The organism is Mycobacterium sp. EPa45 (assembly GCF_001021385.1).
In the GTDB taxonomy this organism is placed as follows: Bacteria; Actinomycetota; Actinomycetes; order Mycobacteriales; family Mycobacteriaceae; genus Mycobacterium.
Genome location: NZ_CP011773.1, coordinates 4,883,525 through 4,908,086 on the forward strand (window position 1 = coordinate 4,883,525; position 24,562 = coordinate 4,908,086).

Genomic DNA, 24,562 nt, shown 5'->3' on the forward strand with positions numbered 1-24,562 from the left:
CGCTCGGCGCAGGCTGCATCACGGCAGGGCAATGCCCCGCGGCCAAACCGTAGAACTACGGCGCGGTGATGTGCAACACTCCCGCGCCGGATGCGGCCAGATCGTGACCGCCGCTAAATTTTCAAGCGCGCCAGCATGTCCCGCGCCTTCTCGGCGCTCTGCGGATCACACAGCACGTCGTAGCGACCTGCCACCAGTTGCATGGTGGAGCTGAAATCCCTTGTCCCCCGCGCCATCGCGTAGGGAACCGCCGAGGTGATCAGACCGAATATGACGCCGGCGACAACGCCAGTGATCAGCGAGGCCCACGGGTTGGGGCTGAAGAACCCCAACACCAGGCCGATGAAGATGCCGAGCCAGGCGCCGGTGATCACGCCGCCGCCCAGCACTTTGGGCCATGTCAGCCGGCCGGTGACCCGCTCGACCTGCATCAGGTCCACACCGACGATGGTCACCTGCTCCACCGGGAACTGCTCGTCGGACAGGTAGTCGACGGCCTTCTGGGCTTCGGCATAGGTGGGATAGGAGCCGATCGGCCACCCCTTGGGCGGGGTGGGTAGGCCGACCGGCCCGCGGCGGGACGCGGCGGTCGCGCCACCGGAATTCTGGCCGGGTGGGAAAGGGCTGGTCATATCTGCTCATTCTCCTGTCGTGCGCGGCGTTTGTCGCGTCGTGTCGCCCGCGGGAAACGGGCTCATGCCTGATCAACGAGGTAGCGCGGGAGTTGGTGCCCCGACGGCAAGCCAGCCCCGCGCCACCTGCACATACGCTAGGTTGATCAGCATGACAGCTTCCGGCGGCGACTCCGGCGAAAAGCCCCAGAACTCGGGCGATCAGGGCCCATCCGAAGGGACCTACGAGGCCCCACCCATCGAACAGAACCCGGCCTCGCCCGGCTACGAGAGCGCCCCGTCGGGTTACGAGCCCACCCCGCCGGCATATCCCGGCTACCCAGCGCCGGGTGCCTACCCGCCGCCGCCCGGCTACAGCGCACCCGGCTATCCCCCGCCGGGTTACGGCCCGCAATCGGGCTACCCGCCACCGTCCCCGGGCGCATACGGGGCACCGAACTACGCCGAGCAGCCGTCGGCCTTCCCGCCTCCGCAAGCCGGCGGGTACCCGCCGCCTCCGCCGCCGCAGTACGGCGCCGCGCCCTACCAAGGCGGCTACGGCTATCCGACCCCCGAGTCCGGCACCAACACCCTGGCGATCTCGTCGCTGGTGGCGTCGGTCATCGGATTGTTGTGCGGCATCGGCTCGATCGTCGGGATCGTCTGCGGCATCATCGCGCTCAACCAGATCAAGCGAACCCGTCAGGGCGGCTATGGCCTGGCCATCGCCGGGATCGTGGTGGGTGTGGCGACGTTGATCATCAGCATGATCTGGGCGATCTACGCCTGGCGCTGACCCGATGACCTACCCCCCTCACCCGGAGGGCACACCGCCGCCGGCCGATCCGTATGCACCGGTGGACTATCCGGCGAATTTCCCGCCGATGCCGCCGCCGGTGTATCCGACCCCGTATCCACAGCCTGCGGGATATGCGGGCTACCCGTACCCGCCGCCGGGCTACTCCGGCTACCCCGGTTACCCCGGCTACGGCGATCCCTACGACCCGTACCGGCCGACCAAGCCGCCGGGCACCAACGGCAAAGCAATCGCGGCGTTGGTGACCTCGCTGGCCGGTCTGCTGTTCTGCGGGCTGCCGTCGATCGCGGGGATCATCCTCGGGATCGTCGCGATGCGTGAAACCAAGCGCACCGGACAGGATGGTTTCGGGCTCGCGGTCGCCGGCGTCGCCATCGGATCGGTGATCGTCGCGCTGATCGTGCTCTACATCGCGTTCGTGATCATCCTCGCCGCCGGTGCCGCGAACTCGCCCGGCACGTACTAGCTCGGTGGGGTGAACCGCTCGCCCTGACGCTCCATTCCGGCGGCTCGGCCCTTGCCTGCGATCACCAGCGCCATCTTGCGGCTGGCTTCGTCGAGCATTTCGTCGCCGAGCATCACCGCCCCACGGGAACCACCGGCTTTCGAGGTGTGCCAGTCGTAGGCCTCGAGAATCAGTTCGGCACGGTCGTAATCGGCTTGGCGCGGACTGAAAATCTCGTTGCCCGCGGCAATCTGATCGGGATGCAGCACCCACTTGCCGTCGTACCCGAGTGCCGCCGCGCGGCCGGCCACCCGCCGGAACGCGTCCACGTCGCGCACCTTCAGATACGGCCCGTCGATCGCGGCGATGCCGTGCGCGCGGGCCGCGACGAGGATCGTCATCAGCACGTGGTGGTATGCGTCGCCGACGTCGTAGCCCTCCGGCTGCTCGCCCACCACCAGGGTGCGCATGTTGAGACTGGCCATGAGATCGGCCGGACCCAACACCAATGCGTGGACTCGCGGCGCGGCAGCGATCGCGTGGATGTTGGCCAGTCCCTTGGAATCTTCGATCTGGGCGTCGACCCCAATACGGCCGACCGGCAGACCGTGAGTCCGTTCGAGCTGGGTCAGCAACAAATCGAGGGCATGGACGTGGCTGGCGTCGGTGACCTTGGGCAGCACGATGACGTCCAGGTGCCCGTCGCGGGCCGAGGCGACCTCGGACACCACGTCGATGACATCGGCATGCGTCCACGGCGTGGTCCAGTCGTTGACCCGGACACCACGCAGCTGGCCCGCCCAGCCCGGGCTCGCCAACGCGGCGCCGACCTGTTTGCGGGCCTGCGCCTTGGCATCTGGCGCCACCGCATCCTCGAGGTCGAGGAACACCTGGTCGGCAGGCAATCCCTTGGCCTTCTCGATCATCTTGAGGCTGCTGCCCGGAACGGACAGGCACGTTCTACGGGGTCGATAGGCGTTCTCCACGGTTACACTCCTACCCTTTCAGTCATGGCGTCGGTGAACAGGGTGTACGCGGCGCGGCTGGCGGGGCTGGTCGTGCTGGGACCGGACGGAGAATCACTCGGCCGGGTTCGTGATGTCGTGATCAGTATGAGCATCGTCCGCCAGCAGCCGCGCGTCCTCGGCCTGGTCGTCGAAATGCTTACTCGCCGAAGAATTTTCGTTCCCATTCTGCGGGTCACCGCGATCGAACCGAACGCCGTCACGCTCAACACCGGCAACGTGTCACTGCGCCGTTTCGCGCAGCGCCCCGGCGAGGTGCTGGTGCTCGGGCAGGTTCTCGACAGCCGTGTGCGCGTCAACGATCCCGAGCTGCCGCAGATGTCCGGTGTGGACGTGATCGTGGTGGATCTGGGTATCGAGCAGAGTCGCTCGCGGGACTGGGTGGTCACCCGGGTGGCGGTGCGCAGCCACCGTCGGTTGGGCCGGCGCTCGACGATTCAGGTCGTGGACTGGCACAACGTGCATGGGCTGACGCCGTCGGCGCTGTCCATGCCGGGCCAGGGCGTGGCTCAGCTGCTTCATCAGTTCGAGGGCCAGCGCCCAATCGAGGTGGCCGACGCCATCCGTGATCTGCCGGCCAAGCGCCGCACCGAGTTGATCAACGCACTCGACGACGAGCGGCTGGCCGATGTCCTGCAGGAGCTGCCCGAGGACGACCAGACCGTTCTGCTGTTGCAGCTGGACACCGAGCGCGCCGCCGACGTCCTGGAGGCCATGGATCCCGACGACGCCGCCGACTTGCTGGGTGTGTTGAATCCGACCGAGGCCGAGGTGCTGCTGCGCCGGATGGACCCCGAGGATTCCGAGCCGGTGCGACGACTGCTGAGCCACTCGCCCGACACCGCCGGCGGTCTGATGACGTCCAATCCGGTGGTGCTCGCACCCGACACCACGGTGGCCGAGGCCCTGGCCCGGGTGCGTGACCCCGACCTGACGCCGGCGCTGGCGTCGCTGGTGTTCGTGGTGCGGCCGCCGACGGCCACCCCCACCGGCCGCTACCTGGGCTGCGTGCACCTGCAGGCGTTGCTGCGCGAACCGCCCGCCAACCTGGTCAGCGGCATCGTCGACACCGACCTGCCCAGCTGCACCCCGAACACGTCGCTGGCCGGGGTCACGCGCTACTTCGCCGCCTATAACCTGGTCTGCGGTCCAGTGGTCGACGAGGAGAACCATCTGCTCGGCGCGGTCACCGTCGACGACGTGCTCGACCATCTGCTGCCCGACGACTGGCGGGAGAGCATGGAGGATCCGCAACTGTCCGACGGGGTGATCGGCGCAGAGGGGACGACATGAGCGACCTGTCCGCGCGCCAACGCCTCGATACACCGCGCAACTCGCGGCGGCTGTCGTTCAACTTCGACCCCGAGGCGGTCGGCCGGTTCAGTGAATCGATCGCGCGCTTCCTCGGCACCGGGCGCTACCTTGCCTGGCAGACGATCATCGTCATCGTCTGGATCTGCCTGAATCTGTTCGCGGTGCGCTGGCGATGGGACCCCTACCCGTTCATCCTGCTCAACCTGGCGTTCTCTACTCAGGCCGCCTACGCCGCGCCCCTGATCCTGTTGGCCCAGAACCGGCAGGAGAACCGCGACAAGGTCTCGCTCGAGGAAGACCGCCGGCGCGCTCAGCAGACGAAGGCCGACACCGAGTTCCTGGCCCGTGAGCTGGCCTCGCTGCGGTTGGCGGTCGGTGAGGTGGCCACCCGCGACTACCTTCGCCGCGAACTCGAGGAGGTGCGCGAGTTGCTGGAAGCGTTGCGCGCCGACAGTGCCGGCAAGGCCAAGGACGGTTCCGAGCGCAAGTCGAAAAAGCCCCGACCGCCTGTCGAGGAAGCGAGTTCGTGACAAAGGTGACCATTGGATACCACTGAGGTCACAAAGGTATGTATGGTGACTTGGTTCACACAGGCAGGCATTATCTGAGGACGGGCGAGTGGGCATAGGGAACCGCGTCAGCCGGATGGTGCGGAAGCCTGCGTTCGGAATTGCTGTGCTCACCCCGGTCGTACTTGCCGGAGCGGTCAGCGCATCCCCCGACCTGCCGCACGCGCCGGTCGTCGGCAAAGAGGTCATGCCGCTCGCGGCCGTCTCGCCGCAAGTCGACACCTCCGGTGTCACCGTGGTCGCTTTGACCAAGCAGCCCACCAATTTTCACTTCGCCGCGGCCACCCCGTCGGCACCGCCGCCGGCGATGGTGGTGAGCTCGATGGGCTCCATGCGCATCCCCGCGGTGCCGCTGGCCGCCTATCGCAATGCCGAGCAGGCGATGTCGGTGGCCGCGCCGGGCTGCGGGTTGAGCTGGAATCTGCTGGCCGGGATCGGCCGCATCGAATCCATGCACGCCAACGGCGGCGCCACCGACGCGCGGGGAACCGCGATCAGCCCGATCTACGGCCCCACGCTGGACGGCACCCTGTCGGGTAACGAGGTGATCGTGCAGACCGTCCAGGCCGGCCGGCCGGTGTTTGCACGGGCGATGGGACCCATGCAGTTCCTGCCGGGCACCTGGTCGCGCTACGCCGCCGACGGTGACGGAGACGGTAAGGCCGACCCGCAGAACGTCTATGACGCGGCCCTGGCCGCGGCCCGCTACCTGTGCAGCGGTGGGTTGAATCTGCGCAACCAGTCGCAGGTACTGACCGCGATCCTGCGGTACAACAACTCGATGGCGTACGCCCAGAACGTGCTGGGCTGGGCCGCGGCCTATGCCACGGGCGTCGAGCCGATCAACCTGCCGCCGATCGTCGGGCCCGCCCCCGCCCTGGGCGACGCGCACCTGGAGAACCCGGAGGGCTTGGGCCCGGGCCTGCCTCTCAACGCGATCGGGCTGCCGCCGACCGACCCGCTGGCACAGGTCAACCTGGGCAACACCGAGACCGCTGGATCGCTGGCGCTCGGCCCGCTTCCCGGTCCGGCCAGCGCGCTGCCGTCGCTGCCGTGCCAGGTGATCTGCCTGGGTTCGCAGGCTCCCCCGCCGGTGACGGCACAGTCGCAGGCGGTTCCGGAAGCCCCGCCGGCGTGGCAGCCGCCGTGGATGGCGCCGCCCCCGCCGCCGGCGCCTGAGCCCGTCGCAGAGGTCCCGGTGGTGTCGCTGCCGGCCGTGCACGGTGCGCTGCCGGGCCCGGCCAGCTAGTTGCACCGCGCCGCCTAGACTCGGCGCTGATGTCCGAACAGAAGAACGAGCTGCAGACCCAGGTGCGCATCGCGCTGGGCAAAGTCATCGATCCCGAGCTGCGCAAGCCGATCACCGAGCTCAACATGGTCAAGAGCATCGAGGTCGGCGACGACGGCGCCGTGCACGTCGAGGTCTACCTCACCACCTCCGCGTGCCCGAAGAAGACCGAGATCACCGAACGGGTGACGCAGGCCGTCGCCGACGTGCCGGGCACCGCGGCGGTGACCGTCGCCCTGGATGTGATGAACGACGAGCAGCGCACCGAACTGCGCAAGCAGCTGCGCGGCGACGCGGCCGAGCCGGTGATCCCGTTCGCCCAGCCGGGCTCGCTGACCCGCGTCTACGCGGTCGCCTCCGGTAAGGGCGGCGTGGGCAAGTCGAGCGTGACGGTCAACCTGGCCGCGGCGCTGGCCGCCCGCGGGCTGTCGGTCGGAGTGCTCGATGCCGACATCTACGGCCACTCGGTGCCGCGCATGATGGGCACCGACGAGCGCCCCACCCAGGTCGAGTCGATGATCCTGCCGCCGATCGCCCACGACGTGAAGGTGATCTCGATCGCCCAGTTCACCCAGGGCAATGCACCGGTGGTGTGGCGCGGTCCGATGCTGCACCGGGCGCTGCAGCAGTTCCTCGCCGACGTGTACTGGGGCGATCTCGACGTGCTGCTGCTCGACCTGCCGCCGGGTACCGGTGATGTGGCGATCTCGGTGGCTCAGCTGATTCCGGGCGCGGAGATCCTAGTGGTGACGACGCCGCAGCTCGCGGCCGCCGAGGTGGCCGAACGTGCGGGCGCGATCGCGCTGCAGACCAGACAGCGCATCGTGGGCGTGGTCGAGAACATGTCCGGGCTGCTGATGCCCGACGGCACGACGATGCAGATCTTCGGTGAGGGTGGCGGCCGCCAGGTTGCCGAAAGCCTCACCCGGTCCATCGGCGCCGACGTGCCGCTGCTCGGGCAGGTACCGCTGGATCCTGCGCTGGTGGAAGCCGGCGATTCCGGTGTACCGCTGGTCCTTTCAGCGCCAGACTCGGCGGCCGGCAAGGAGCTGCGCGGTATCGCCGACAAGTTGGCGGCGCGGCGACGCGGCCTGGCCGGGATGTCACTGGGCTTGGACACCACCCGCCACGGCTGAGCTACTAGGTCGCGTCGGCGTCGAACGGCGCAGGCGTGCCGGGCGGTAGCGGCTCGGGCTTGGGTGCCACCGCTTGCGGCGGCGGCGCGCTGTGCGGCTTCACCGCGTCTGAGGTCGTCCCAGCGGCTCCGGGCGACTGGAATGCCTCGCCGATCCACGAATCATCGCCGTCAAGAAGGTGTTTCGTCAGCGCGGCTCGCGGCGTCATGCCGCGCAGTTTTTGCAGCTCGCTCAATGGCTGACGCAGATCCTCGAACTCGGGCCCGAGGTCCTCGCGCAGTTGGGTGGTGGCGCCGCTGATGTAGTCACGGGCCTGCCGCAACGAGTTCGACGTCCACCGGATGGCGCCGGGCAGGCGCTCCGGGCCGAGAACCACCAGCCCGATGACAAGGAGCACGAGCATCTCGCCCCAACCGACGTTGGCGAACATCGCGTCAGTTGTCCGGCGCGGGGTTCACCGTCAGCGTGACCTTGCGGCCGTCGCGGATGACCTCGATCGGGGCGTCCTGGCCGATCTTGAGCTGACGGATCGCGACCGCGAACTCGTCGGCGTCGGCCACTGTGCGGTTGCCGACCTTGACCACGATGTCGTTCTCGAGGATTCCGGCTTTCTCGGCGGGGCTGCCGGCCTTCACGTTGGCCACCTGTGCGCCCTGCGCGAGGTCGTTGCTGACCGAACGCGCCGAGAGCCCGAGCGTCGGATGCGAGACCTTGCCGTTCTTGATCAGCGCCTCGACGGTTTCCTTGACCTCGTTGACCGGGATCGCGAAGCCCAGACCACTTGCACTGTCCGACAACGACTTTCCGGCGGTGTTGATCCCGATGACCTCGGAGTTCATATTGATCAGCGGGCCACCGGAGTTGCCGTGGTTGATCGAGGCGTCGGTCTGGATGGCGTCGATGACGGTGTCGGTATCGGAGCCCTCACCCGACAGCGGGATGGGCCGGTGCAGTGCGCTGATGATGCCGTGGGTGACGGTGCTGCGCAAGCCCAGCGGTGCGCCCGCAGCGATCACCTCGTCACCGACGTGAACCTTGTCGGAGTCACCGAACCGCGCCACCGTCAGGTTGTCGACGTTGTCCACCTTGAGCACGGCCAGGTCGGTCTTGGGGTCGCGCCCGACGAGGTTGGCCGGCACCGACTTGCCGTCGTTGAACACCACCGAGATCTTGAACTTGCTCGGGTTGTTCGCGGCGTCGGAGATGACGTGATTGTTGGTGACGATGTAGCCACGGCCGTCGACGACGACACCGGAGCCCTGGGCGCCCTGGTCGTCACTGACCGCCTCGATGGTGACGACAGAATCGGCGACCGACGCGGCCACCTTGGCGAATCGGCCGGGCGGGACCTCGCCGGTGCTGTTGGTGGCCAGCGAGACCTTCGACGTGGTGAACGCTTCGACCACCTCGGCCGTCTTGCGGCCTACCCAGCCGCCGGCGAAGCCGATGAGCAGCGCGATGATGCCCAGGATCGCCAGCGAGACGTAGGACACCCGGCCGCCGAAGAGCACCTCACGGACACCCAGCTTGCCGGTGGGCCCGGCGGCGGCGACAGGGGCGGCCTGCTGCAACGCCGGCGTACCCAGCCCGGCCGCCGCACCCGGATCCCGCCAGGGATCGTCGAGCGCGTCGGAGTCATCATCCTTCTCGCCGTCCAGCGCACCGGCGTCGGCGGGATGGCGCTGCAGCGAGTCACCGCCCGGGTAGGGCCGGCCGAACGCTTCCCCGAGCACTGGGTCGGGCACGTGGTCCTTGGGCTGGAATTCAACCTCGCCGCGGAACTTCGCGGGCCGCAGTTCCTCGGCGACGAACGACCCCTCGACACCCTGGGGACGTCCGAACGTGCGGGTGGCAGCCGGATCGACGGCAGGCCGCGAGACCGGCCGCGGCGCCAGGCGTGGGCTGCCGGAAGTGTCCTGATTGGGGCTCAAGTTCAACCTCTATCCAAGCGCTCAGCGGCGAGCGCGCGCTATGGGACCGAGCACGTTCTTGCTCGATTTCACATCCACCCTACCGGCGCTTACGCCGACTACGGTCCGTGCCGTCAGCTAACTGATCGGCGAGTCCGGACTGCGGGGCCGGCGGCTCGTCCGGCGCCGACTGCGGGATCTGGGACAACAGTCCCAACAGGCTGCTCGGCATGCTGATCGGAAGGGAATCCCGCAGCGCCGTGCGCGCCTGCGTCTGACCCTCCACCTCGGCCGCGCACTCCGGGCACAGCGACAGGTGGTGCGCCGCCCGCAGATAGGACTTCATCCGCAGCTCACCGTCGACATAGGCGGCGATGGCTTCGATCGACAGGTGCTCGGTGGAGCCGAACTGGCGCGGTGCCCCGATGGGCGCGTCACTCTGGGAAGCGAACTGGGAGGGCAGCCAGGAAAACGCTCGACGGAACATGTGTCCACGGTCGACCATCACTGCGCTCCTCTCGGTTCGCGTCGGCAGCGTCGCAGGCCGTAGTTGCCATGGCCGGCGCGGCGCGCCGCTAGATCGAATGTAGCGCGCGCAGCCCTCGGCGACATGACATGACGGCCACAGTTTGGCCGCTGCCTGCTCGTCTAGGCCGATTCGGCGGTGAAGTCAGCCAGCCCCTGCTGGCCGGAGTGGGCCGCCAGGTATTCGCGCAGCGCCTGCCGGCCTCGGTGGATGCGGCTGCGGACGGTGCCCAGCTTGACCCCGAGCGTCGCACCGATCTCCTCGTAGGACAGACCTTCGATGTCACACAAGACGACGGCGGCGCGGAACTCCGGCGCCAGCGAATCCAGCGCGGCCTGCAAATCCGGGCCCAGCCGCGAGTCGTGGTAGATCTGCTCGGGGTTGGGCTCGTCGGCCGGCACCCGGTCGTAGTCCTCGGGCAGCGCTTCCATCCGGATGCGGCCGCGACGGCGCACCATGTCGAGGAAGAGGTTCGTGGTGATGCGGTGCAGCCAGCCCTCGAACGTGCCGGGCTGATAGTTCTGCACGGAACGGAACACTCGGATGAAGGTCTCCTGGGTGAGGTCCTCAGCATCCTGCTGGCTGCCCGACAGGCGGTAGGCCAGTCGGTACACCCGGTCGGCGTGCTGACGCACCAGCTCGTCCCAGGACGGCATGGCCGTCCGGTCACCGGTTGCGTCGAACACCGCAGTGCCCTGCAGTTCCTCGGACGGCTCAACCCACTCGGCTTCCCCATATTGCTCGGGGTGCGACATATGCGCCGGAGCCATCAATGTGGTGGTCGTCGGATCCTCCTGGTTGACCTGCGTCGACGGCTGACTGCCGTCGACCGCATCAAGCCTGACAACGCGACCGTTGTCGGGCATATTCCCCGACCAGCGGGGGCTCTGTTCCATGCCCGCTACCGTTCCCCACAGCCGTGGGGGAACGGTTTGAGCTAACTAAGGTTTGACTAAGAAATACTTTTGTTATTGTTTTGTGTCCAGCTCTTTCACTGCTGGACGGCGCGTCACCCTTGACGGCCGGCACCGGTGTGTTGAGCCGGCCGGTTCGGTACTCCCGGCACCCGGGCGCGCCTGCCCACTCGTCGATCCAAGTGCGCCTACGCTGCTGAGAATGGCCACTACCGAGGACCAATCAGGCCAGCCGGAGGTCAGTCGCGCCGACCGGATCCTCGCCCATGCCGAGGGTTCGATTTCCGAGGACGCCATCGTCGCGGCCGCCCGGGAGCGGGCGGTGGACGCGGGCGCCGGAGCGGTGACACCGGCTGTTGGCGCGCTGCTCAGCGTACTGGCACGGCTGTCCGGGGGCAAAGCGGTCGTCGAGGTGGGGACCGGGACCGGCGTCAGCGGGCTGTGGCTGCTGTCCGGCATGCGCGAAGACGGCGTCCTGACCACCATCGACATCGAGCCCGAGCACCAGCGCCTCGCCAAGCAGGCGTTCAACGAAGCGGGGATCGGCCCGTCGCGCACCCGCCTGATCGCCGGACGGGCCCAGGAGGTCCTCACCAGGCTCGCCGACGAGTCGTATGACCTGGTGTTTCTTGATGCCGCCCCATCGGACCACGCTGATTTCATCGTCGAAGGCATCCGCCTGCTGCGCCCCGGTGGCGCGATCGTCGTGCATCGCTCGGCCCTCGGCGGTCGCGCCGGTGATCCGGCGGCCAACGACGCCGAGGTCACGGCGGTGCGGGAGGCCGCCCGCCTGATCGCCGAAGACGAGCGCCTCACCCCGGTGCTGATTCCGCTGGGCGACGGCCTGCTCGTCGCCGCCCGCGACTGAGTTCTTCTTTTCTCCCGGCCGGGTCGGGGTTGATGCTTGACCGACGATTGAACAGGTGTTTAGCATCCTAAACATGCGTTCAACGGACCTCACGACTGTGGCCCGGATCCGTGATGCGGCCATCGAGCTGTTCGGCGCGCGCGGATTCGACGTCGGGGTGCGCGCGATCGCGGAGGCCGCGGGTGTCAGCCCCGGACTGGTGATCCACCACTTCGGGTCGAAGGACGGGCTGCGCCGAGCCTGCGACGACTACATCGCCGAAGAGGTTCGCAGCGAGAAGTCCGAAACGATCCGCTCCAGCGATCCCGCCACCTGGCTGGCCGCGGCGGCCGACATCGAGTCGTTCGCGCCGATGATGGCGTACCTGGTGCGCAGTATGCAGACCGGTGGAGAACTGGCCCGGAACCTGTGGCGCACGATGTTCGCAGGAGTCGAAGGCTATCTCGACGACGGGGTCCGAGCCGGCACCATCAAGCCCAGCCGCGACCCGGCCGCCCGGGCGAAGTATCTGGGTATGGCCGGCGGCGGCGCCTTCCTGCTCTACCTCCAATTGCACGACAACCCAACGGATTTGCGAGCCGTTCTACACGACTACGCCAACGAGATGATGCTGCCGGCCCTCGAGATATACACCGAAGGCCTGCTCACCGATTCGACGATGTTCGACAGCTTCGCGGCACACGGCGAAATTGTGACCCACACCGAGGGAGAACAAGATGACGACAGCATCGGCACCGACGGCGCGCACTGACACCGCCGCCGTCGAAATTCAGGGGCTGGTAAAGACTTTCGGCCGGACACGCGCCCTGGACGGGATGGACCTGACCGTCCGGGCAGGGTCGGTCGCGGGATTCCTGGGCCCCAACGGCGCGGGAAAGTCCACGACCATCCGAATCCTGTTGGGACTGCTGCGCGCCGACGGCGGGCATGTGCGGTTGCTCGGCGGCGACCCGTGGCGCGACGCGGTGGCGCTGCATCGGCGGATCGCCTACGTGCCGGGCGATGTGACGCTGTGGCCGAACCTGACCGGTGGGCAGGTGATCGACTTCCTCTGCGCCCTGCGCGGCGGTGCGGATCCGCGTCGGCGCGACCAGCTGATCGAGCGCTTCGAACTCGACCCGCACAAGAAGTCCCGCACGTATTCGAAGGGCAACCGCCAGAAGGTTGCGCTGGTCGCGGCCTTCGCCACCGACGCCGACATCTACATCCTCGATGAACCCACATCGGGCCTCGACCCGCTGATGGAGAACGTCTTTCAGCAGTGCGTGCAGGAGGTGGCTCGTCGCGGCGCGGCAGTCCTGCTATCCAGCCACGTCCTCGCCGAGGTCGAAAAAGTCTGTGACACAGTCACAATCATTCGGGCCGGCCGCACCGTCCAATCCGGATCGCTGGCCCAGCTGCAGCATCTGATGCGCACCACAGTGACGGCACGTACCCGCCGTGACCCAACCGTGGTCACCCGATGGCCGGGCTTGCACGAGGTGGACATCGTCGACGGACAGGTCCGGTTCACGGTCGGTCGCGACGTGCTGGACGCGACGATGTCGCACCTCACCCAGCTGGGCCTCGTCGACCTCACCGTGTCACCGGCGTCATTGGAAGACCTGTTTCTGCGCGAATACCGGACTCCGGCGCAATGATCGCGACCGCCTCGGCGCCGTCCTCGCTGACCGGGACCGTCGCGCTGGTCCGCTTCGCCCTGCGCCGCGACCGGATCCGGCTGACGGTGTGGGTCTCGGTGCTGACACTGATGATGATCTACGCCCCCAACGCGATCAAACTGGCTTATCCCGATGTGGCGCAGCGTCAGGCACGGGTCAATCTGCTCAAGACGCCGGCCGGAATCATGTTGGGCGGCCCCATGTTCGGGGGAAACGAAACCGATCTCGGCGTCATGATGGCCAACGAGCTCACCCTGACACTGATCGTGGCGGCATCAATTCTTTCGGTGCTGACAGTCATCCGCCACACCCGCGCCGAAGAGGAAAGCGGTGCCGCCGAGCTGGTGCTGTCCTCGGTCGTCGGCCGTCACGCCCGCACTGCCGCCGCGGTGATTCTGATCGTGCTGGTGAACGCAGTACTGGCGGTGACGATGACAATCGGCATGGCGGCCTGTGGCTTCCGGATCGCCGATACCGCGGCGATGTGCGTGGGTATCACGGCTGTGGCGAGCGTCTTCGGCGCGCTCGCGGCGCTGTGTGCTCAGTTGTGGCGCCAGGCTCGAACTGCCAGTGGCGCGGCCCTCGCGGCGCTGGCCGCCGCGGTGCTGGTACGGGGCGCCGGCGACGTGATCGACAACTCGGGCAGCGCGCTGAGTTGGCTCTCCCCCATCGCCTGGGCACAGCAGATGCGCCCGTTCGTCGCGTTGCGCTGGTGGCCGCTGGGGCTGCTGGCCGTTGCGGCCGCCGCACTCGTCGTCGCCACGGTGGCGTTGGAGAGCCGCCGCGAGTACGACGACGGCGTCCTGGCGTCCTCCGGCGAGTACACCCGTGCCCGGCCGGTCGGCGGCGTATTCGGACTGCAGCTGGTGATCCACCGCGGTCTGACGGTGGGCTGGGCGATCGGTCTGCTGATCGCCGGGGCGGCGTTCGGCTCGATGACCAAGTCACTGCTGGACGCGGCGAGCGGCAACGAGCTGCTGGCACGGGTGCTTTCGGCGCAGGGCACCGATGGTGTCTACACCACGATGACGCAGTTCCTGGCCGCCGCGACGACGGCGTATGTGGTCACTGTTGTGCTGCGGCTCAGCCGGGACGAAGAGTCGGGAATCGGCGAGGTGGTACTGGCAGGTGCAGTGTCGCGCTGGACGTGGCTGTTGTCGGCTGTGGGTGCAGCGATGACCGGTGCGGCAGTGCTGCTTGCCTGCGCGGGTTTGGGCAACGGCCTTGGTGCGGGCCTGACGCTCGGCGAGCCCGCCACGATCGTGCGGCTGACCCTGGCTGCGATGGCATTCCTGCCCGCGATGGCGGTGATCGCCAGCGTGGCAGCGCTGGCCGTCGCACTGCGGCAGACCGGGATAGGCTGGCTGGCAGTCACTTTCGTGGTGCTCGCGTTGTATCTCGGCGCGTTGCTGCGGTTGCCGCGATGGCTCATCGACGCATCGCCGGTTGGCCGAACCACCGCTCCGGCATCGGTCTCCGTTGTGGCGTTGAGCGTGATGGTGGCGACGGCGGTCGTGCTAACGCTCATCGCGGGAGCCCTCTACCGCCGCCGCGACGTCGTCTAGGAGAGGGATGAATACGTCAATTCGTACTGCGGTCACATCCGTCCTGGGCATCGCCGCGTTCGCCGTGTTGCTCTTCGTGCCCGCAGGCACCGTGAACTATTGGCAGGGCTGGGCTCTCCTCGCAGTGTTCAGCACGGCCACTCTCGTCCCCACGTTGTACCTCGCCCGAAAGTATCCGGATGCCGTCGAGCGACGTACCCACGCCGGCCCCCAGGCCGAGAGCCGGCCCATCCAGAAGGTGGTCATGACCGGGACGTTCATCGCGTTCGCTGCGATGCTGGTGGTGCCGGCGTTGGACTATCGGTTCGGCTGGTCGCATGTGCCGGCGTGGCTGTCGATCGTCGGCGACGTGCTGGTGGCCGCCGGACTGGGGTTGGCGATGGCGGTCGTCGCGCAGAATCAGTACGCCTCGGCGAACATCACCATCGAAAAGGGCCAGCCGCTGGCGAGCACCGGACTGTACGGCGTTGTGCGGCACCCGATGTATTCCGGCAATGTGATCCTCATGATCGGAATCGCGCTGGCGCTCGGCTCGTACTGGGCGCTGCTGATCGTGGTCGCGGGAACCCTTCTCATGGTCGTCCGGATCCTCGACGAGGAGAAGCTGCTCTCCGAGCAACTGGAAGGCTACCGGCAATACCTGGAGAAGGTACGCTACCGGCTGGTGCCGCTGGTCTGGTGAGACCATCCGACGAAGGGGAACGCATTGAGCCAAAACATCATTCGGTTGATGCAGGAGAACCTCCTCGCGGTGTTCAACGAGCGAGACGCCCAGCGGCGGCTGGAAGTGGTTCGGCGCAACTACGCGCAGGACGTCCGCTGGTCTGATGCCGAAGAGACCGTGATCGGACACGACCGGCTGCACGAGAAGGCTCAGGCACTGCTCGACGGCCCGCTTGCGGGCTTGAGTTTCGTCGAGAACGGCCCCGTCCACCAGGTGGCCAACATGGGGTATCTGGCATTCAACGTCTTCGCCCCGGGCAGTGCCGCTTCAGACCCGCTGATCTCCGGCTTCGATGTCGCGATTGTCGAGAACGACCGTATTGCGCAGCTGTTCACGGTGGTGACGAAGCAGCCCGGTGCCTGACCCGCTCAGGCCAGGCAGTGAGCGCAAGATCGGCGGCGGCTCGTAGTTGCCTGCGGCTGGCACCATCTCGCGCCTTGGCCGACAGCCCCCGCAAGACCGTGTCGATGTAATCGGTCAGCGCCTCGACGTCCACCCCGCCGTCGAGGTCACCGGCCCGCTGAGAACGGCGCAGCCGCTCGGCGATGGCCGTGCGTCCAGACGCCCTGCGCTGTTTGAGCACTGGGTCGGCGATGACGAAGCAGCCACGTGGATGACCGGGCCTGGTGTACAACGTCACCGCCCGGTCCAGCATCGCCTCGAAAGCCCCACGTGCGGTGGCCTCTTCAAGCGCGGGCGGCACAACGGCGGTCAGTTCGTAGAGATCGACCGCCGCCTCATAGAGCGCCTGCTTGTCCCCGAACGCGGCATACAGGCTCGGCGCCGAGATCCCCATGGCATCGGTGAGATCGTTGACAGATGTGCCCTCGAACCCGCGCTCCCAGAACAGGTGCATGGCACAACGCAGCGCCTCCGCACGATCGAACTTGGGCGGCCGAGCCATGTGTAGATCCTAGGCGCCGCGTGTCACCAGGTTCTGCTAACGTCCAAAAATAACTTTAACGACCACTACAAAACTATGGGGATGCTGACATGACGTACGCCATCATCGGTTCCGGCAATATCGGATCTGCGGTCGCGGGCCACTTCGCGCGGATCGGCCTCGATGTCGCGGTCGCCGCGTCGCGGGGGCCGGCCGGAGTCGCACCGCTGGCCGACAAACTGGGCTCCCACATCGTGCCCACCGAAGTGTCCGAGGCTCTGCTGGCCGACGTCGTCGTCCTGGCCGTGCCGTTCGATGCCGTCAAGGCCCTTGTCGCGCAGGTGCCGGACTGGGGCGGCCGCGTCATCGTCGATGCCACGAATGCCATTGACTACAGCAACTTTTCACCGGCCAACCTGGGCGGCCGCGCGTCCTCCGATCTGGTCGGAGAGTGGTCGAACAACGCCCGGGTGGTCAAGGCGTTCGGACACACCTGGGCCAAGGTGCTCGCCCACGAACCCGGTGACGGACACGGCGGCCGGCGGGTGCTGTTCGTGAGCGGCAATGACGCCGGCGCCAACAGCGAGGTGGCGGACTTGATCGCGCGGTTCGGTTTCGAGCCGATCGACCTGGGCCGCAACGATCAGGGCGGTCTGCTGCAGCAGTTCGGCGGCCCACTGACCACCCGAAGCTTCATCTCCCAACCCATCGCTGGAGCCAACCCGGCGGAAATGGATCTCGCCGACGCCTGACAGCTCGGGCGGTGACGCGTCATCCTGGATGCGACACCGCCCTGCCGAAGGAGGCGCATGGAGCTGATGACCGGCTTCGGGCTGGCCACCGCCGCCGGCCTCAACGCCTACATCCCGCTGCTCTCGCTGGGACTGCTCGCCCGGTTCACCGACCTGGTGGCCCTGCCGCACGGATGGTCGTGGTTGGAAAACGGTTGGGTGATCACGATTGTCGCGGTCCTGTTGGCGGTGGAGATCGTCGCCGACAAGATCCCGGCGCTGGACTCGGTCAACGACGCAGTGCAGACGTTCATCCGCCCGACCGCCGGTGGCATCGTGTTCGGCTCCGGCACCGCCGCACAGACCGCCGCGGTCGCCGACCCCGGTGAGTTCGCCCGAACCGGGCAGTGGGTTCCGGTCGCGATCGGTGTCGTCACCGCGCTGATTGTCCATCTGACGAAGACGGCTGTTCGCCCCGCGGCCAATGTCGCCTCGGCCGGCACGGCAGCACCCGTGCTGAGCACGATCGAGGACATCACCAGCGCCGCGCTGGTGTTCATCGCGATCCTGATCCCCGCGCTGGTCCTCGTGGTGATGATCGCTCTGGTGTGGGCGGCCGTCGCGCTGTGGCGCCGCCGACGACGGCGCAGGACGCAGCGGCGACCGGTTTAGCCGGTACCGGGGCGGGGCACTGAGCGCACGTGGAGCGCCACCTTTCAACCGCCATGTGCATCCTGGCAGTCGGATGTGGTCTGACCGCCGGATGCGCCGGCCGGTCGGCGCCGGTCGCAATAACGCACGCACCGCCCGCCGAGCCCGCGGCAGCGGGGCCGCCCACCGCGACGCCGGTCGGCTCCATCGTCCGGCTCGGCAACGCACCAGAAGGCATCGTCGTGGGGACGTCGGGAATAGCGGCCGTCGCCGCGCGGAATCCGAATGAGGTGGTTCTCTTCGATGCCACCACCGGCGCGCAACGCCAGCGGATCCCGACCCCCAGTGCCGCACGCCACCTCAGCCTGGCGGCGCCGGATGGGCCCGTCCTGATCCCCTTGGAGGGATCCGACGAGTTGCTCGAGATGACCCTCGCCGACGGGCGCATCACGGCAACGGCCACCGGCGTCGGGCGCCAGCCGCACGACGCGGCGGCAACAACGTCCGGAACGATCGTGGTCACCAACGAAGGCGGCGGTGGCGTCGTATTCGTGCGCGACGGACGGGTCCTCGCCTCGCTTCCCGCAGGCCCTCCGCAACCCGGCGGGGCCGCGGCCGTCGGCAACTACGCGGCCGTTGCCGACGTGCAGGGCAACGGGGTATGGGTCTACGACGGCTCGACAAACCAACAGGTTGCCCAAGCCCCGGTCGGAACCAAGCTCACCCATGCGATCTCGTTGTCGGGTGACCTGGCCGCCTTCGCCGACACCGACGGCGGCGCCGTCTATGTCGAACGCATTGATCCTGGCGTGCGCCAGGTGGCCAGAATCGACGCGCCGGGCAAGCCTTACGGGTTGGCCTACGACGCCCGCCGCCACCGCCTCTACATCACGTTGACCGAGCGCAACGCCGTGCGGGTGGTCGATGTCGCGAACCCGGCAGCCAGCCGGGCACTCACCGATTTGGCTACCGTGCGCCAGCCCAACTCCGTTGCGGTCGAGCCGAATTCAGGCGCGGTACTGGTGACCGGTAGCGACCCGGACGGCAGCAGTAGCGTCCAGATCATCGGCCCCGAACTGCTTCCGCCCAGCTAGATCCAGACGCCCTTCCCGACGGCCACCACGCCGCCGGCGCTGAGCGCGAACCGCTCACGGTCCTTCTCCAGATCGACGCCGACCATCTCACCGGGACCCACGACGACGTTCTTGTCCAAGATCGCGTGCCGCACCACGGCACCGCGGCCCACCCGCACGCCGGGCATCAGCACACTGCCCTCGACGATGGCGCCGTCCTCGATCACGACATTGCTCGACAACACCGAGTTACGAACCGAGGCCGCCGAGATGATGCTGCCGGCGCCGACCACCGACTCCTGCGCCGAGCCGCCGTTGACGAACTTGGCCGGTGCCAGGTTCTCCGACTCCCCGCGGATCGGCCAGCGCTTGTTGTAGAGGTTGAACACCGGATGCACGGACACCAGATCCATGTGGGCGTCGTAGAACGCGTCCAGCGTCCCGACGTCACGCCAGTAGCCGTGGTCGCGCTCGGTGGCGCCGGGCACCTCGTTGTTACTGAAGTCGTAGACCGCCGCCATGCCGTCGGACACCAGTCTCGGGATGATGTCGCCGCCCATATCGTGGTCGGAATTGTCGTCGTCGGCGTCGGCGCGGATCGCATCGATGAGCACCTTGGTGGTGAAGATGTAGTTGCCCATCGACACAAAGGTTTGCTCGGGATCGTCGGGCGTACCCGGCGGATCGGCCGGCTTCTCGATGAACTCGCGAATACGGCCGGATTCGTCGGCGTCGACGCAACCGAACGCGTGCGCTTCGGCGCGCGGGACCCGGATACCGGCGACAGTGGCACCGGCGCCGCTCTCGATGTGGAACTTGACCATCTGCTCGGGGTCCATCCGGTACACGTGGTCGGCACCGAAAACCACGATGTAGTCCGGATCCTCGTCGTAGATCAGGTTCAGCGACTGGTAGATCGCGTCGGCCGAACCCGTGTACCAGCGCGGACCGAGCCGCTGCTGGGCGGGAACCGGCGTGATGTACTCACCGGCCAGGCCGCTCAATCGCCAGTTCTGCGAGATGTGCCGGTCGAGCGAATGCGACTTGTACTGGGTGAGCACACAGATGCGCAAATAACGTGCGTTGACCAGATTCGACAGCACGAAGTCGATCAGCCGGTACGCGCCGCCGAAGGGAACAGCCGGCTTGGCCCGGTCTGCGGTCAGCGGATATAGCCGTTTGCCCTCTCCGCCGGCCAGGACGATGCCCAGCACATGTGGCAATTCCCTCATCCTGCAAACCTATCGGCACACGCAACCGACGGCTAGACCAACGCCGCTATTGCAGGTCGCGGTGTCGCGCCCGAGGCGACTTGGGGTCGGGCACAACCACGTTGACCCACAAGGTCGGGGCGAGCGAAGCGACGGGATGGGGGATGCGTCGCGCAGCGCGGGCCACTACCGTCGGGCGTATGCGGGTGGCGATGATGACTCGGGAGTACCCACCCGAGGTTTACGGCGGGGCGGGCGTGCACGTGACAGAACTCGTCGCCCAGTTGCGGCGCCTGTGCGAAGTCGACGTGCATTGCATGGGCGCCCCGCGCTCCGGCGCCTTCGTTCACCAGCCCGACCCCGCACTCAAGGGGGCCAACCCGGCGCTGTCGACGCTGTCGGCGGATCTGGTGATGGCCAACGCGGCCGCCGAGGCGACGGTTGTGCACTCGCACACCTGGTACACCGGGATGGCCGGTCACCTCGCGGCGCTGCTCTACGGCGTCCCGCACGTGCTCACCGCGCACTCTCTCGAACCGTTACGACCGTGGAAGGCTGAACAGCTCGGTGGCGGCTACCGGGTGTCGCTGTGGGTCGAGCGGACCGCGATCGAAGCCGCCGACGCGGTGATCGCGGTCAGTTCCGGTATGCGCGAGGACGTCTTGTCGGTCTATCCCGCATTGGACCCCAACCGCGTTCACGTCGTGAAGAACGGCATCGACACCGACGTCTGGTATCCGACGCCGCCCGAGCGGGGCGAATCGGTGCTCGCCGAACTCGGCGTCGACCCGTCGCGGCCGATGGTGGCGTTCGTCGGCCGGATCACCCGGCAGAAAGGTGTCCCCCACCTGATTGCCGCGGCCCACCGGTTCGACCCGGAAATTCAGGTGGTTTTGTGCGCCGGCGCGCCCGATACACCCGAGATCGCCGCTGAGGTGAGCTCGGCGGTGCAGGAACTGGCCGGGCGGCGCAGCGGCGTGTTCTGGGTGCAGGAGTTTCTGCCCATCGGCAAGATCCGCGAAATACTCTCGGCTGCAACAGCTTTCGTATGCCCGTCGGTGTACGAGCCGCTGGGGATCGTGAATCTGGAAGCGATGGCCTGCGGGACGGCCGTGGTGGCCTCCGACGTCGGCGGCATACCCGAGGTGGTCGACAACGGCGTGACGGGCACTCTTGTGCACTACGAGTCGAGCGACCCGGCGGGCTTCGAGACCAGACTGGCCGACGCGGTCAATGCACTCGTGGGCGATCCGGAGAAGGCACGCCGCTTCGGGGCGGCCGGACGGCAACGCTGTATCGACGAGTTCTCCTGGGCGCACATCGCCGAGCAGACGCTGGAGATTTATCGCAACGTGTCGGCGTAGACCCACCGCAGAGGAGAAACCCCGCGGGTTGCGGGGTTTCGAAGATGGATCAGTTAGCTGGTGACGTTCTTGAGTTCGTCACCGAGGGCGGCCGCCTCGTCGGGCGTCAACTCGACAACCAGCCGTCCACCGCCTTCCAGCGGTACCCGCATCACGATGCCGCGCCCCTCCTTGGTTGCTTCCAACGGACCGTCACCAGTCCGGGGCTTCATCGCCGCCATCGAGTGCTCCCTCCAGATTCGAGCCGGCCCGTGTTCACGGACCCGGTCCGGCGCCGGGGCACTGTGGCTGGTGCGTCCGGCACTGAACTGCTTGTTTTCGATTCTATTGTTCCCTATCGGCGAGCATGGGTGTGAAAGGCCCGATTGAGGGGGTCCGATTTGGGCTCTCAGGCGACGGCTGTGGGGCGCGGCACCCAGCACGAAGCGAGGTGATCGTCGACCATGCCCGTGGCCTGCATGAGCGCATACGCGGTGGTGGGGCCGACGAAGCGGAAGCCCCGCTTCTTGAGGTCCTTGGCCATGGCTTGCGACTCCGGCGTGATCGCGGGCACCTCGGCCATGGTCTTGGGGCGTGGGCGCGGCGGCGGGGCGTAGGACCAGAGCAGGTCGGACAGGTCGACATCGAGGTCGGCGACAGCCCTGGCGTTGGCGATGGTGGCCTCGATCTTGGCGCGGTTTCGCACGATGCCCTCGTCGGCCATCAACCGGGCGATGTCGCGCTCGGTGAACCGGGCGACCTTCTCGATGTCGAAGCTCTTGAACGCCTTCCGGAAGTTGTCGCGTTTGCGCAGGATGATCAGCCAGGACAGACCGCTCTGGAATGCCTCGAGGCTCATCCGCTCGAACAGCGGCACCCGGCCGCGCAGCACCCGGCCCCATTCGTCGTCGTGGTAGTCGCGGTACAGCACCGACTGGCCCTGCGCCCAGCCGCAGCGGGTGCGGCCGTCATCGGGGGCTAGCTCGGTCACGTCGGGTCCTCGTCGGCGCCCGGCGCGGCGTGGTGGGTGACCACCTTCTCGTCCAGCCCCGCGGCCGCCCGCACCGCGGACAGCTCGCCGCGCAGCTGGTCCAGTTCGGCACCGAGGCGGTCCAGCACCCAGTCCACCTCACTGGTCTTGTAGCCGCGCAGCACCTGGGTGAACTTGACGGCGTCGACGTCCTCGCCGGTGACGCCGGAGGCCGGCAGCACGGTGGCCGTCGTCGCCCGCGGCAGCGGCGGCAGGTCCTCGCCCCGCCCGAAGACCAGGCTGGCCACCCCGAACAGAACGATGCCGATCAGGATCAGCACCACCAGGTACAGCAGGATCAACGTCACGTCAGAAGATATTGCCCTAGCCGGCCGACAACCTGCGTGCCGAGATCGACGTTTTGCAGGCTTCCACTCGCAGTTTCGCTGCGAAATGTCGGTTTGGGCGGGAGAGGCGGCCAAACTCAGCGCAGGGTGTTCATCGGCGGGCGGTCGGCCAGCGAGACCTTGGTGGTCCGCGGCAGATACCCGTCGTGCCCGTCGGGCAGGAACTGAGTCAGGCCGATCCCGGAGTCGGTGATGCCGCAGCGCGACAGCAGGGTGGCGATCACCTGACGGCTCATCGCGCCCAGCTCGATCAGCGGCCGGTTGCGGTGACTACGTACACCCAGGTTGACCTGCGCGATCGCACCCAACCCCAGCCGGTCGTAGGTGTCGACCAGCAGGCCGATCTCCACGCCGTAGCCCGGCGCGAACGGCACTGACGTCAGCAGCTCGCGGGTGCCGGCGTACTCACCGCCCAGCGGCTGCAGCACGCAGCCCAGTTCGGGCCGCAGCGCGGCCAGCAGCGGGCGGGCGACCAACTCGGTGACCCGGCCGCCGCCGTTGGCGTCCTCGCCCTTGCCGACCTTGAGCGGCCGGCGGTAGAAGCCCTTGACCAGGTGGATCCCGTCGCCGGTCAGCAGCGGGCCGACCAGCCGCGGCACGAACATCGGATCCGGGTCGATGAGATCGGAGTCGACGAACACGATGATGTCGCCGCGGGTGGCGGCCAGCGAGCGCCACAGCACCTCGCCCTTGCCCGGCTGCGGCTCGACCTCGGGCACCGCCTGCTCGCGGGTGACCACGCGGGCGCCGGCGGCGATGGCTTCGATCTCGGTGTCGTCGGTGGAGCCGGAATCGAGCACGATCAGCTCGTCGACCAGGCCACCGAGCAGCGGACGGACGCTCTCGATGACCGAACCGACCGTTTCCTCCTCGTTGAGCGCAGGCAGGACGACGGAGATCGTGCGGCCGCGCTTGGCGGCCACGAGTTCGTCGATGGTCCAGGTCGGCCGGCTCCAGCTGTGGTCAGACAGCCAGGTGTCGCCGGGAAGTGTGTCGTTGGCGAGTTCGGTCATGCCAGGCCCCTCACCGTCCGCGCAGGCGGACGCTCCCCACGGATCGACGCGACCATTTCCAGTACGCGCCGAGTGGGTCCCACCTCGTGCACCCGGAACATCCGGGCTCCGTCGGCAGCGGCCAAAGCCGTCGCCGCCAGCGTGCCCTCGAGGCGTTGGGTGAGCTCCACACCCAAAGTCTCCCCGACGAAATCTTTGTTGCTGAGCGCCATCAGGACGGGCCATCCGGTATTAACAAGATCTTTTACGTGGCGCAACAAAGTAAGACCGTGATGAGTGTTTTTGCCGAAATCGTGGGTGGGATCGATCAGGATCGCGTCCCTGGCCACACCAAGCGCGACGGCGCGTTCGGCCGCCGACGTGACCTCGGCGATGACGTCGTCGACCACTCCGGTGACCGTCGTGCCGTAGTTGACCCGGAACGGGCGGGTGCGCGGCGTCGCGCCCCCGGTGTGTGAGCACACCAACCCGGCGCCGAACTCGGCGGCGACCTCGGGCAGCGCGGGATCGGCACCGGCCCAGGTGTCGTTGATCAGGTCCGCTCCAGCTGCGCAGGCCTGCTTGGCCACGGCCGAACGCCAGGTGTCGACGCTGATCAGCTGGTCGGGGTATTCGCTACGCAGCCACTCGATGAACGGCACCACGCGGGCGATTTCCTCGTCGGCGTCGACGGTGGAACCCGGCCCGGCCTTGACTCCCCCGACGTCGACGACGTCGGCGCCCTCGGCGACGACTCGGTGGGCGGCGTCCTTGGCGGCCTCGTCAGTGAACGTCGCGCCCCGGTCGTAGAACGAGTCGGGCGTGCGGTTGACGATCGCCATGATCAGCGCGCGATCACCGGCCACCGGCCGGCCGCAGAACGTCGGCTTCACCCCACCATGGTGCCTGGTCGCGTCGAGATCGACGA

29 protein-coding genes are annotated in these 24,562 nt (G+C 67.7%); 16 read left to right on the plus strand and 13 right to left on the minus strand.

Features of this window, described 5'->3' with window-relative positions:
• Positions 1–113: 113 nt before the first annotated feature.
• Entirely contained in the window at positions 114–632 is a 519-nt protein-coding gene (locus tag AB431_RS23010; protein WP_047331881.1) for a general stress protein, read from the minus strand.
• A 151-nt stretch (positions 633–783) separates the two neighbouring features.
• On the opposite strand from AB431_RS23010, the gene AB431_RS23015 reads away from it, so the two are divergent.
• Together AB431_RS23015 and AB431_RS23020 are read left to right on the plus strand one after the other, a co-directional pair.
• Positions 784–1,407, plus strand: a complete 624-nt coding sequence (locus AB431_RS23015) for a DUF4190 domain-containing protein (RefSeq protein WP_052960372.1) — start codon at positions 784–786, stop codon at positions 1,405–1,407.
• Between the two features lie 4 nt (positions 1,408–1,411).
• Positions 1,412–1,894 (plus strand): DUF4190 domain-containing protein, encoded by a 483-nt coding sequence (locus AB431_RS23020; RefSeq protein ID WP_047331883.1) that lies wholly within the window; start codon positions 1,412–1,414, stop codon positions 1,892–1,894.
• Here AB431_RS23020 and AB431_RS23025 read toward each other — a convergent pair.
• On the minus strand, positions 1,891–2,859 hold the full coding sequence (locus tag AB431_RS23025) for a CoA ester lyase (RefSeq protein WP_082135778.1): 969 nt from the start codon (positions 2,857–2,859) through the stop codon (positions 1,891–1,893). The two genes, AB431_RS23020 and AB431_RS23025, sit on opposite strands and share 4 nt — an antisense overlap.
• Before the next feature lie 24 nt (positions 2,860–2,883).
• On the opposite strand from AB431_RS23025, the gene AB431_RS23030 reads away from it, so the two are divergent.
• The 4 genes from AB431_RS23030 to AB431_RS23045 all read left to right on the plus strand — a co-directional run bounded on the left by AB431_RS23030 (position 2,884) and on the right by AB431_RS23045 (position 7,205).
• Positions 2,884–4,191: a magnesium transporter MgtE N-terminal domain-containing protein gene (locus AB431_RS23030; protein ID WP_047331885.1), complete on the plus strand. Its 1,308-nt coding sequence runs from the start codon at positions 2,884–2,886 to the stop codon at positions 4,189–4,191.
• Complete coding sequence (locus AB431_RS23035) at positions 4,188–4,742, plus strand: DUF1003 domain-containing protein (RefSeq protein ID WP_047331886.1); 555 nt, start codon at positions 4,188–4,190, stop codon at positions 4,740–4,742. Before AB431_RS23030 ends, AB431_RS23035 begins: the two co-directional genes overlap by 4 nt.
• Positions 4,743–4,857: 115 nt before the next feature.
• Positions 4,858–6,030 (plus strand): lytic transglycosylase domain-containing protein, encoded by a 1,173-nt coding sequence (locus AB431_RS23040; protein ID WP_047331887.1) that lies wholly within the window; start codon positions 4,858–4,860, stop codon positions 6,028–6,030.
• A 29-nt stretch (positions 6,031–6,059) separates the two neighbouring features.
• Entirely contained in the window at positions 6,060–7,205 is a 1,146-nt protein-coding gene (locus AB431_RS23045; RefSeq protein ID WP_047331888.1) for an Mrp/NBP35 family ATP-binding protein, read from the plus strand.
• 4 nt (positions 7,206–7,209) lie between these two features.
• Here the strand turns inward: AB431_RS23045 and tatB are convergent, their stop codons facing one another.
• The 4 genes from tatB to sigE form a co-directional block, all read right to left on the minus strand.
• The gene (gene tatB / locus AB431_RS23050) at positions 7,210–7,635 is read right to left on the minus strand and encodes a Sec-independent protein translocase protein TatB (RefSeq protein WP_047331889.1); all 426 of its coding nucleotides are present in this window, start codon (positions 7,633–7,635) and stop codon (positions 7,210–7,212) included.
• Positions 7,636–7,639: 4 nt separating this feature from the next.
• Complete coding sequence (locus tag AB431_RS23055; RefSeq protein ID WP_047331890.1) at positions 7,640–9,136, minus strand: S1C family serine protease; 1,497 nt, start codon at positions 9,134–9,136, stop codon at positions 7,640–7,642.
• A 79-nt stretch (positions 9,137–9,215) separates the two neighbouring features.
• Positions 9,216–9,620 carry an anti-sigma E factor RseA gene (rseA, locus tag AB431_RS23060; RefSeq protein WP_047331891.1) on the minus strand — a complete coding sequence of 135 codons (405 nt, stop codon included), beginning with the start codon at positions 9,618–9,620 and terminating at the stop codon, positions 9,216–9,218.
• 143 nt (positions 9,621–9,763) lie between these two features.
• Positions 9,764–10,537: an RNA polymerase sigma factor SigE gene (gene sigE / locus AB431_RS23065; RefSeq protein WP_047331892.1), complete on the minus strand. Its 774-nt coding sequence runs from the start codon at positions 10,535–10,537 to the stop codon at positions 9,764–9,766.
• A 220-nt stretch (positions 10,538–10,757) separates the two neighbouring features.
• On the opposite strand from sigE, the gene AB431_RS23070 reads away from it, so the two are divergent.
• The 6 genes from AB431_RS23070 to AB431_RS23095 all read left to right on the plus strand — a co-directional run bounded on the left by AB431_RS23070 (position 10,758) and on the right by AB431_RS23095 (position 15,736).
• On the plus strand, positions 10,758–11,423 hold the full coding sequence (locus AB431_RS23070) for an O-methyltransferase (protein WP_047331893.1): 666 nt from the start codon (positions 10,758–10,760) through the stop codon (positions 11,421–11,423).
• A 73-nt stretch (positions 11,424–11,496) separates the two neighbouring features.
• Positions 11,497–12,174, plus strand: coding sequence for a TetR/AcrR family transcriptional regulator (locus tag AB431_RS23075; protein WP_047331894.1), 678 nt, complete (start codon positions 11,497–11,499; stop codon positions 12,172–12,174).
• Positions 12,140–13,063, plus strand: a complete 924-nt coding sequence (locus AB431_RS23080) for an ABC transporter ATP-binding protein (RefSeq protein ID WP_047331895.1) — start codon at positions 12,140–12,142, stop codon at positions 13,061–13,063. The genes AB431_RS23075 and AB431_RS23080 overlap by 35 nt, the downstream gene beginning before the upstream one ends.
• Complete coding sequence (locus AB431_RS23085; protein ID WP_047331896.1) at positions 13,060–14,649, plus strand: ABC transporter permease; 1,590 nt, start codon at positions 13,060–13,062, stop codon at positions 14,647–14,649. The genes AB431_RS23080 and AB431_RS23085 overlap by 4 nt, the downstream gene beginning before the upstream one ends.
• Before the next feature lie 7 nt (positions 14,650–14,656).
• Positions 14,657–15,331, plus strand: a complete 675-nt coding sequence (locus AB431_RS23090) for an isoprenylcysteine carboxylmethyltransferase family protein (protein ID WP_047331897.1) — start codon at positions 14,657–14,659, stop codon at positions 15,329–15,331.
• A 48-nt stretch (positions 15,332–15,379) separates the two neighbouring features.
• Complete coding sequence (locus tag AB431_RS23095; protein WP_047331898.1) at positions 15,380–15,736, plus strand: hypothetical protein; 357 nt, start codon at positions 15,380–15,382, stop codon at positions 15,734–15,736.
• On the opposite strand, the gene AB431_RS23100 is transcribed toward AB431_RS23095, so the two are convergent.
• The gene (locus tag AB431_RS23100; RefSeq protein ID WP_047331899.1) at positions 15,705–16,277 is read right to left on the minus strand and encodes a TetR/AcrR family transcriptional regulator; all 573 of its coding nucleotides are present in this window, start codon (positions 16,275–16,277) and stop codon (positions 15,705–15,707) included. The genes AB431_RS23095 and AB431_RS23100 overlap by 32 nt on opposite strands.
• Before the next feature lie 89 nt (positions 16,278–16,366).
• On the opposite strand from AB431_RS23100, the gene AB431_RS23105 reads away from it, so the two are divergent.
• From AB431_RS23105 to AB431_RS23115, 3 genes are read left to right on the plus strand one after another with little or no spacing between them, the layout of a single operon-like run.
• Positions 16,367–17,008 (plus strand): NADPH-dependent F420 reductase, encoded by a 642-nt coding sequence (locus AB431_RS23105; RefSeq protein WP_047331900.1) that lies wholly within the window; start codon positions 16,367–16,369, stop codon positions 17,006–17,008.
• Between the two features lie 57 nt (positions 17,009–17,065).
• Complete coding sequence (locus AB431_RS23110; RefSeq protein WP_047331901.1) at positions 17,066–17,659, plus strand: DUF4126 domain-containing protein; 594 nt, start codon at positions 17,066–17,068, stop codon at positions 17,657–17,659.
• 53 nt (positions 17,660–17,712) lie between these two features.
• The gene (locus AB431_RS23115; RefSeq protein ID WP_047331902.1) at positions 17,713–18,732 is read left to right on the plus strand and encodes a hypothetical protein; all 1,020 of its coding nucleotides are present in this window, start codon (positions 17,713–17,715) and stop codon (positions 18,730–18,732) included.
• Here AB431_RS23115 and glgC read toward each other — a convergent pair.
• Positions 18,729–19,943, minus strand: a complete 1,215-nt coding sequence (gene glgC, locus AB431_RS23120; protein ID WP_047331903.1) for a glucose-1-phosphate adenylyltransferase — start codon at positions 19,941–19,943, stop codon at positions 18,729–18,731. The two genes, AB431_RS23115 and glgC, sit on opposite strands and share 4 nt — an antisense overlap.
• Before the next feature lie 179 nt (positions 19,944–20,122).
• On the opposite strand from glgC, the gene glgA reads away from it, so the two are divergent.
• A complete protein-coding gene (gene glgA, locus AB431_RS23125) occupies positions 20,123–21,286 on the plus strand; it encodes a glycogen synthase (RefSeq protein ID WP_047331904.1) in 1,164 nt (387 codons plus the stop codon).
• A gap of 53 nt (positions 21,287–21,339) precedes the next feature.
• Here the strand turns inward: glgA and AB431_RS30155 are convergent, their stop codons facing one another.
• The 5 genes from AB431_RS30155 to folP form a co-directional block, all read right to left on the minus strand.
• The gene (locus AB431_RS30155; protein WP_005059648.1) at positions 21,340–21,507 is read right to left on the minus strand and encodes a DUF3117 domain-containing protein; all 168 of its coding nucleotides are present in this window, start codon (positions 21,505–21,507) and stop codon (positions 21,340–21,342) included.
• A gap of 167 nt (positions 21,508–21,674) precedes the next feature.
• Positions 21,675–22,256: a DNA-3-methyladenine glycosylase I gene (locus AB431_RS23130; protein ID WP_047331905.1), complete on the minus strand. Its 582-nt coding sequence runs from the start codon at positions 22,254–22,256 to the stop codon at positions 21,675–21,677.
• Entirely contained in the window at positions 22,253–22,603 is a 351-nt protein-coding gene (locus AB431_RS23135; protein WP_047331906.1) for a DivIVA domain-containing protein, read from the minus strand. Before AB431_RS23135 ends, AB431_RS23130 begins: the two co-directional genes overlap by 4 nt.
• A gap of 116 nt (positions 22,604–22,719) precedes the next feature.
• Positions 22,720–23,655 (minus strand): glucosyl-3-phosphoglycerate synthase, encoded by a 936-nt coding sequence (locus AB431_RS23140; RefSeq protein WP_047331907.1) that lies wholly within the window; start codon positions 23,653–23,655, stop codon positions 22,720–22,722.
• Positions 23,652–24,476 carry a dihydropteroate synthase gene (gene folP / locus AB431_RS23145; RefSeq protein WP_235435960.1) on the minus strand — a complete coding sequence of 275 codons (825 nt, stop codon included), beginning with the start codon at positions 24,474–24,476 and terminating at the stop codon, positions 23,652–23,654. Before folP ends, AB431_RS23140 begins: the two co-directional genes overlap by 4 nt.
• Positions 24,477–24,562 lie beyond the last annotated feature (86 nt).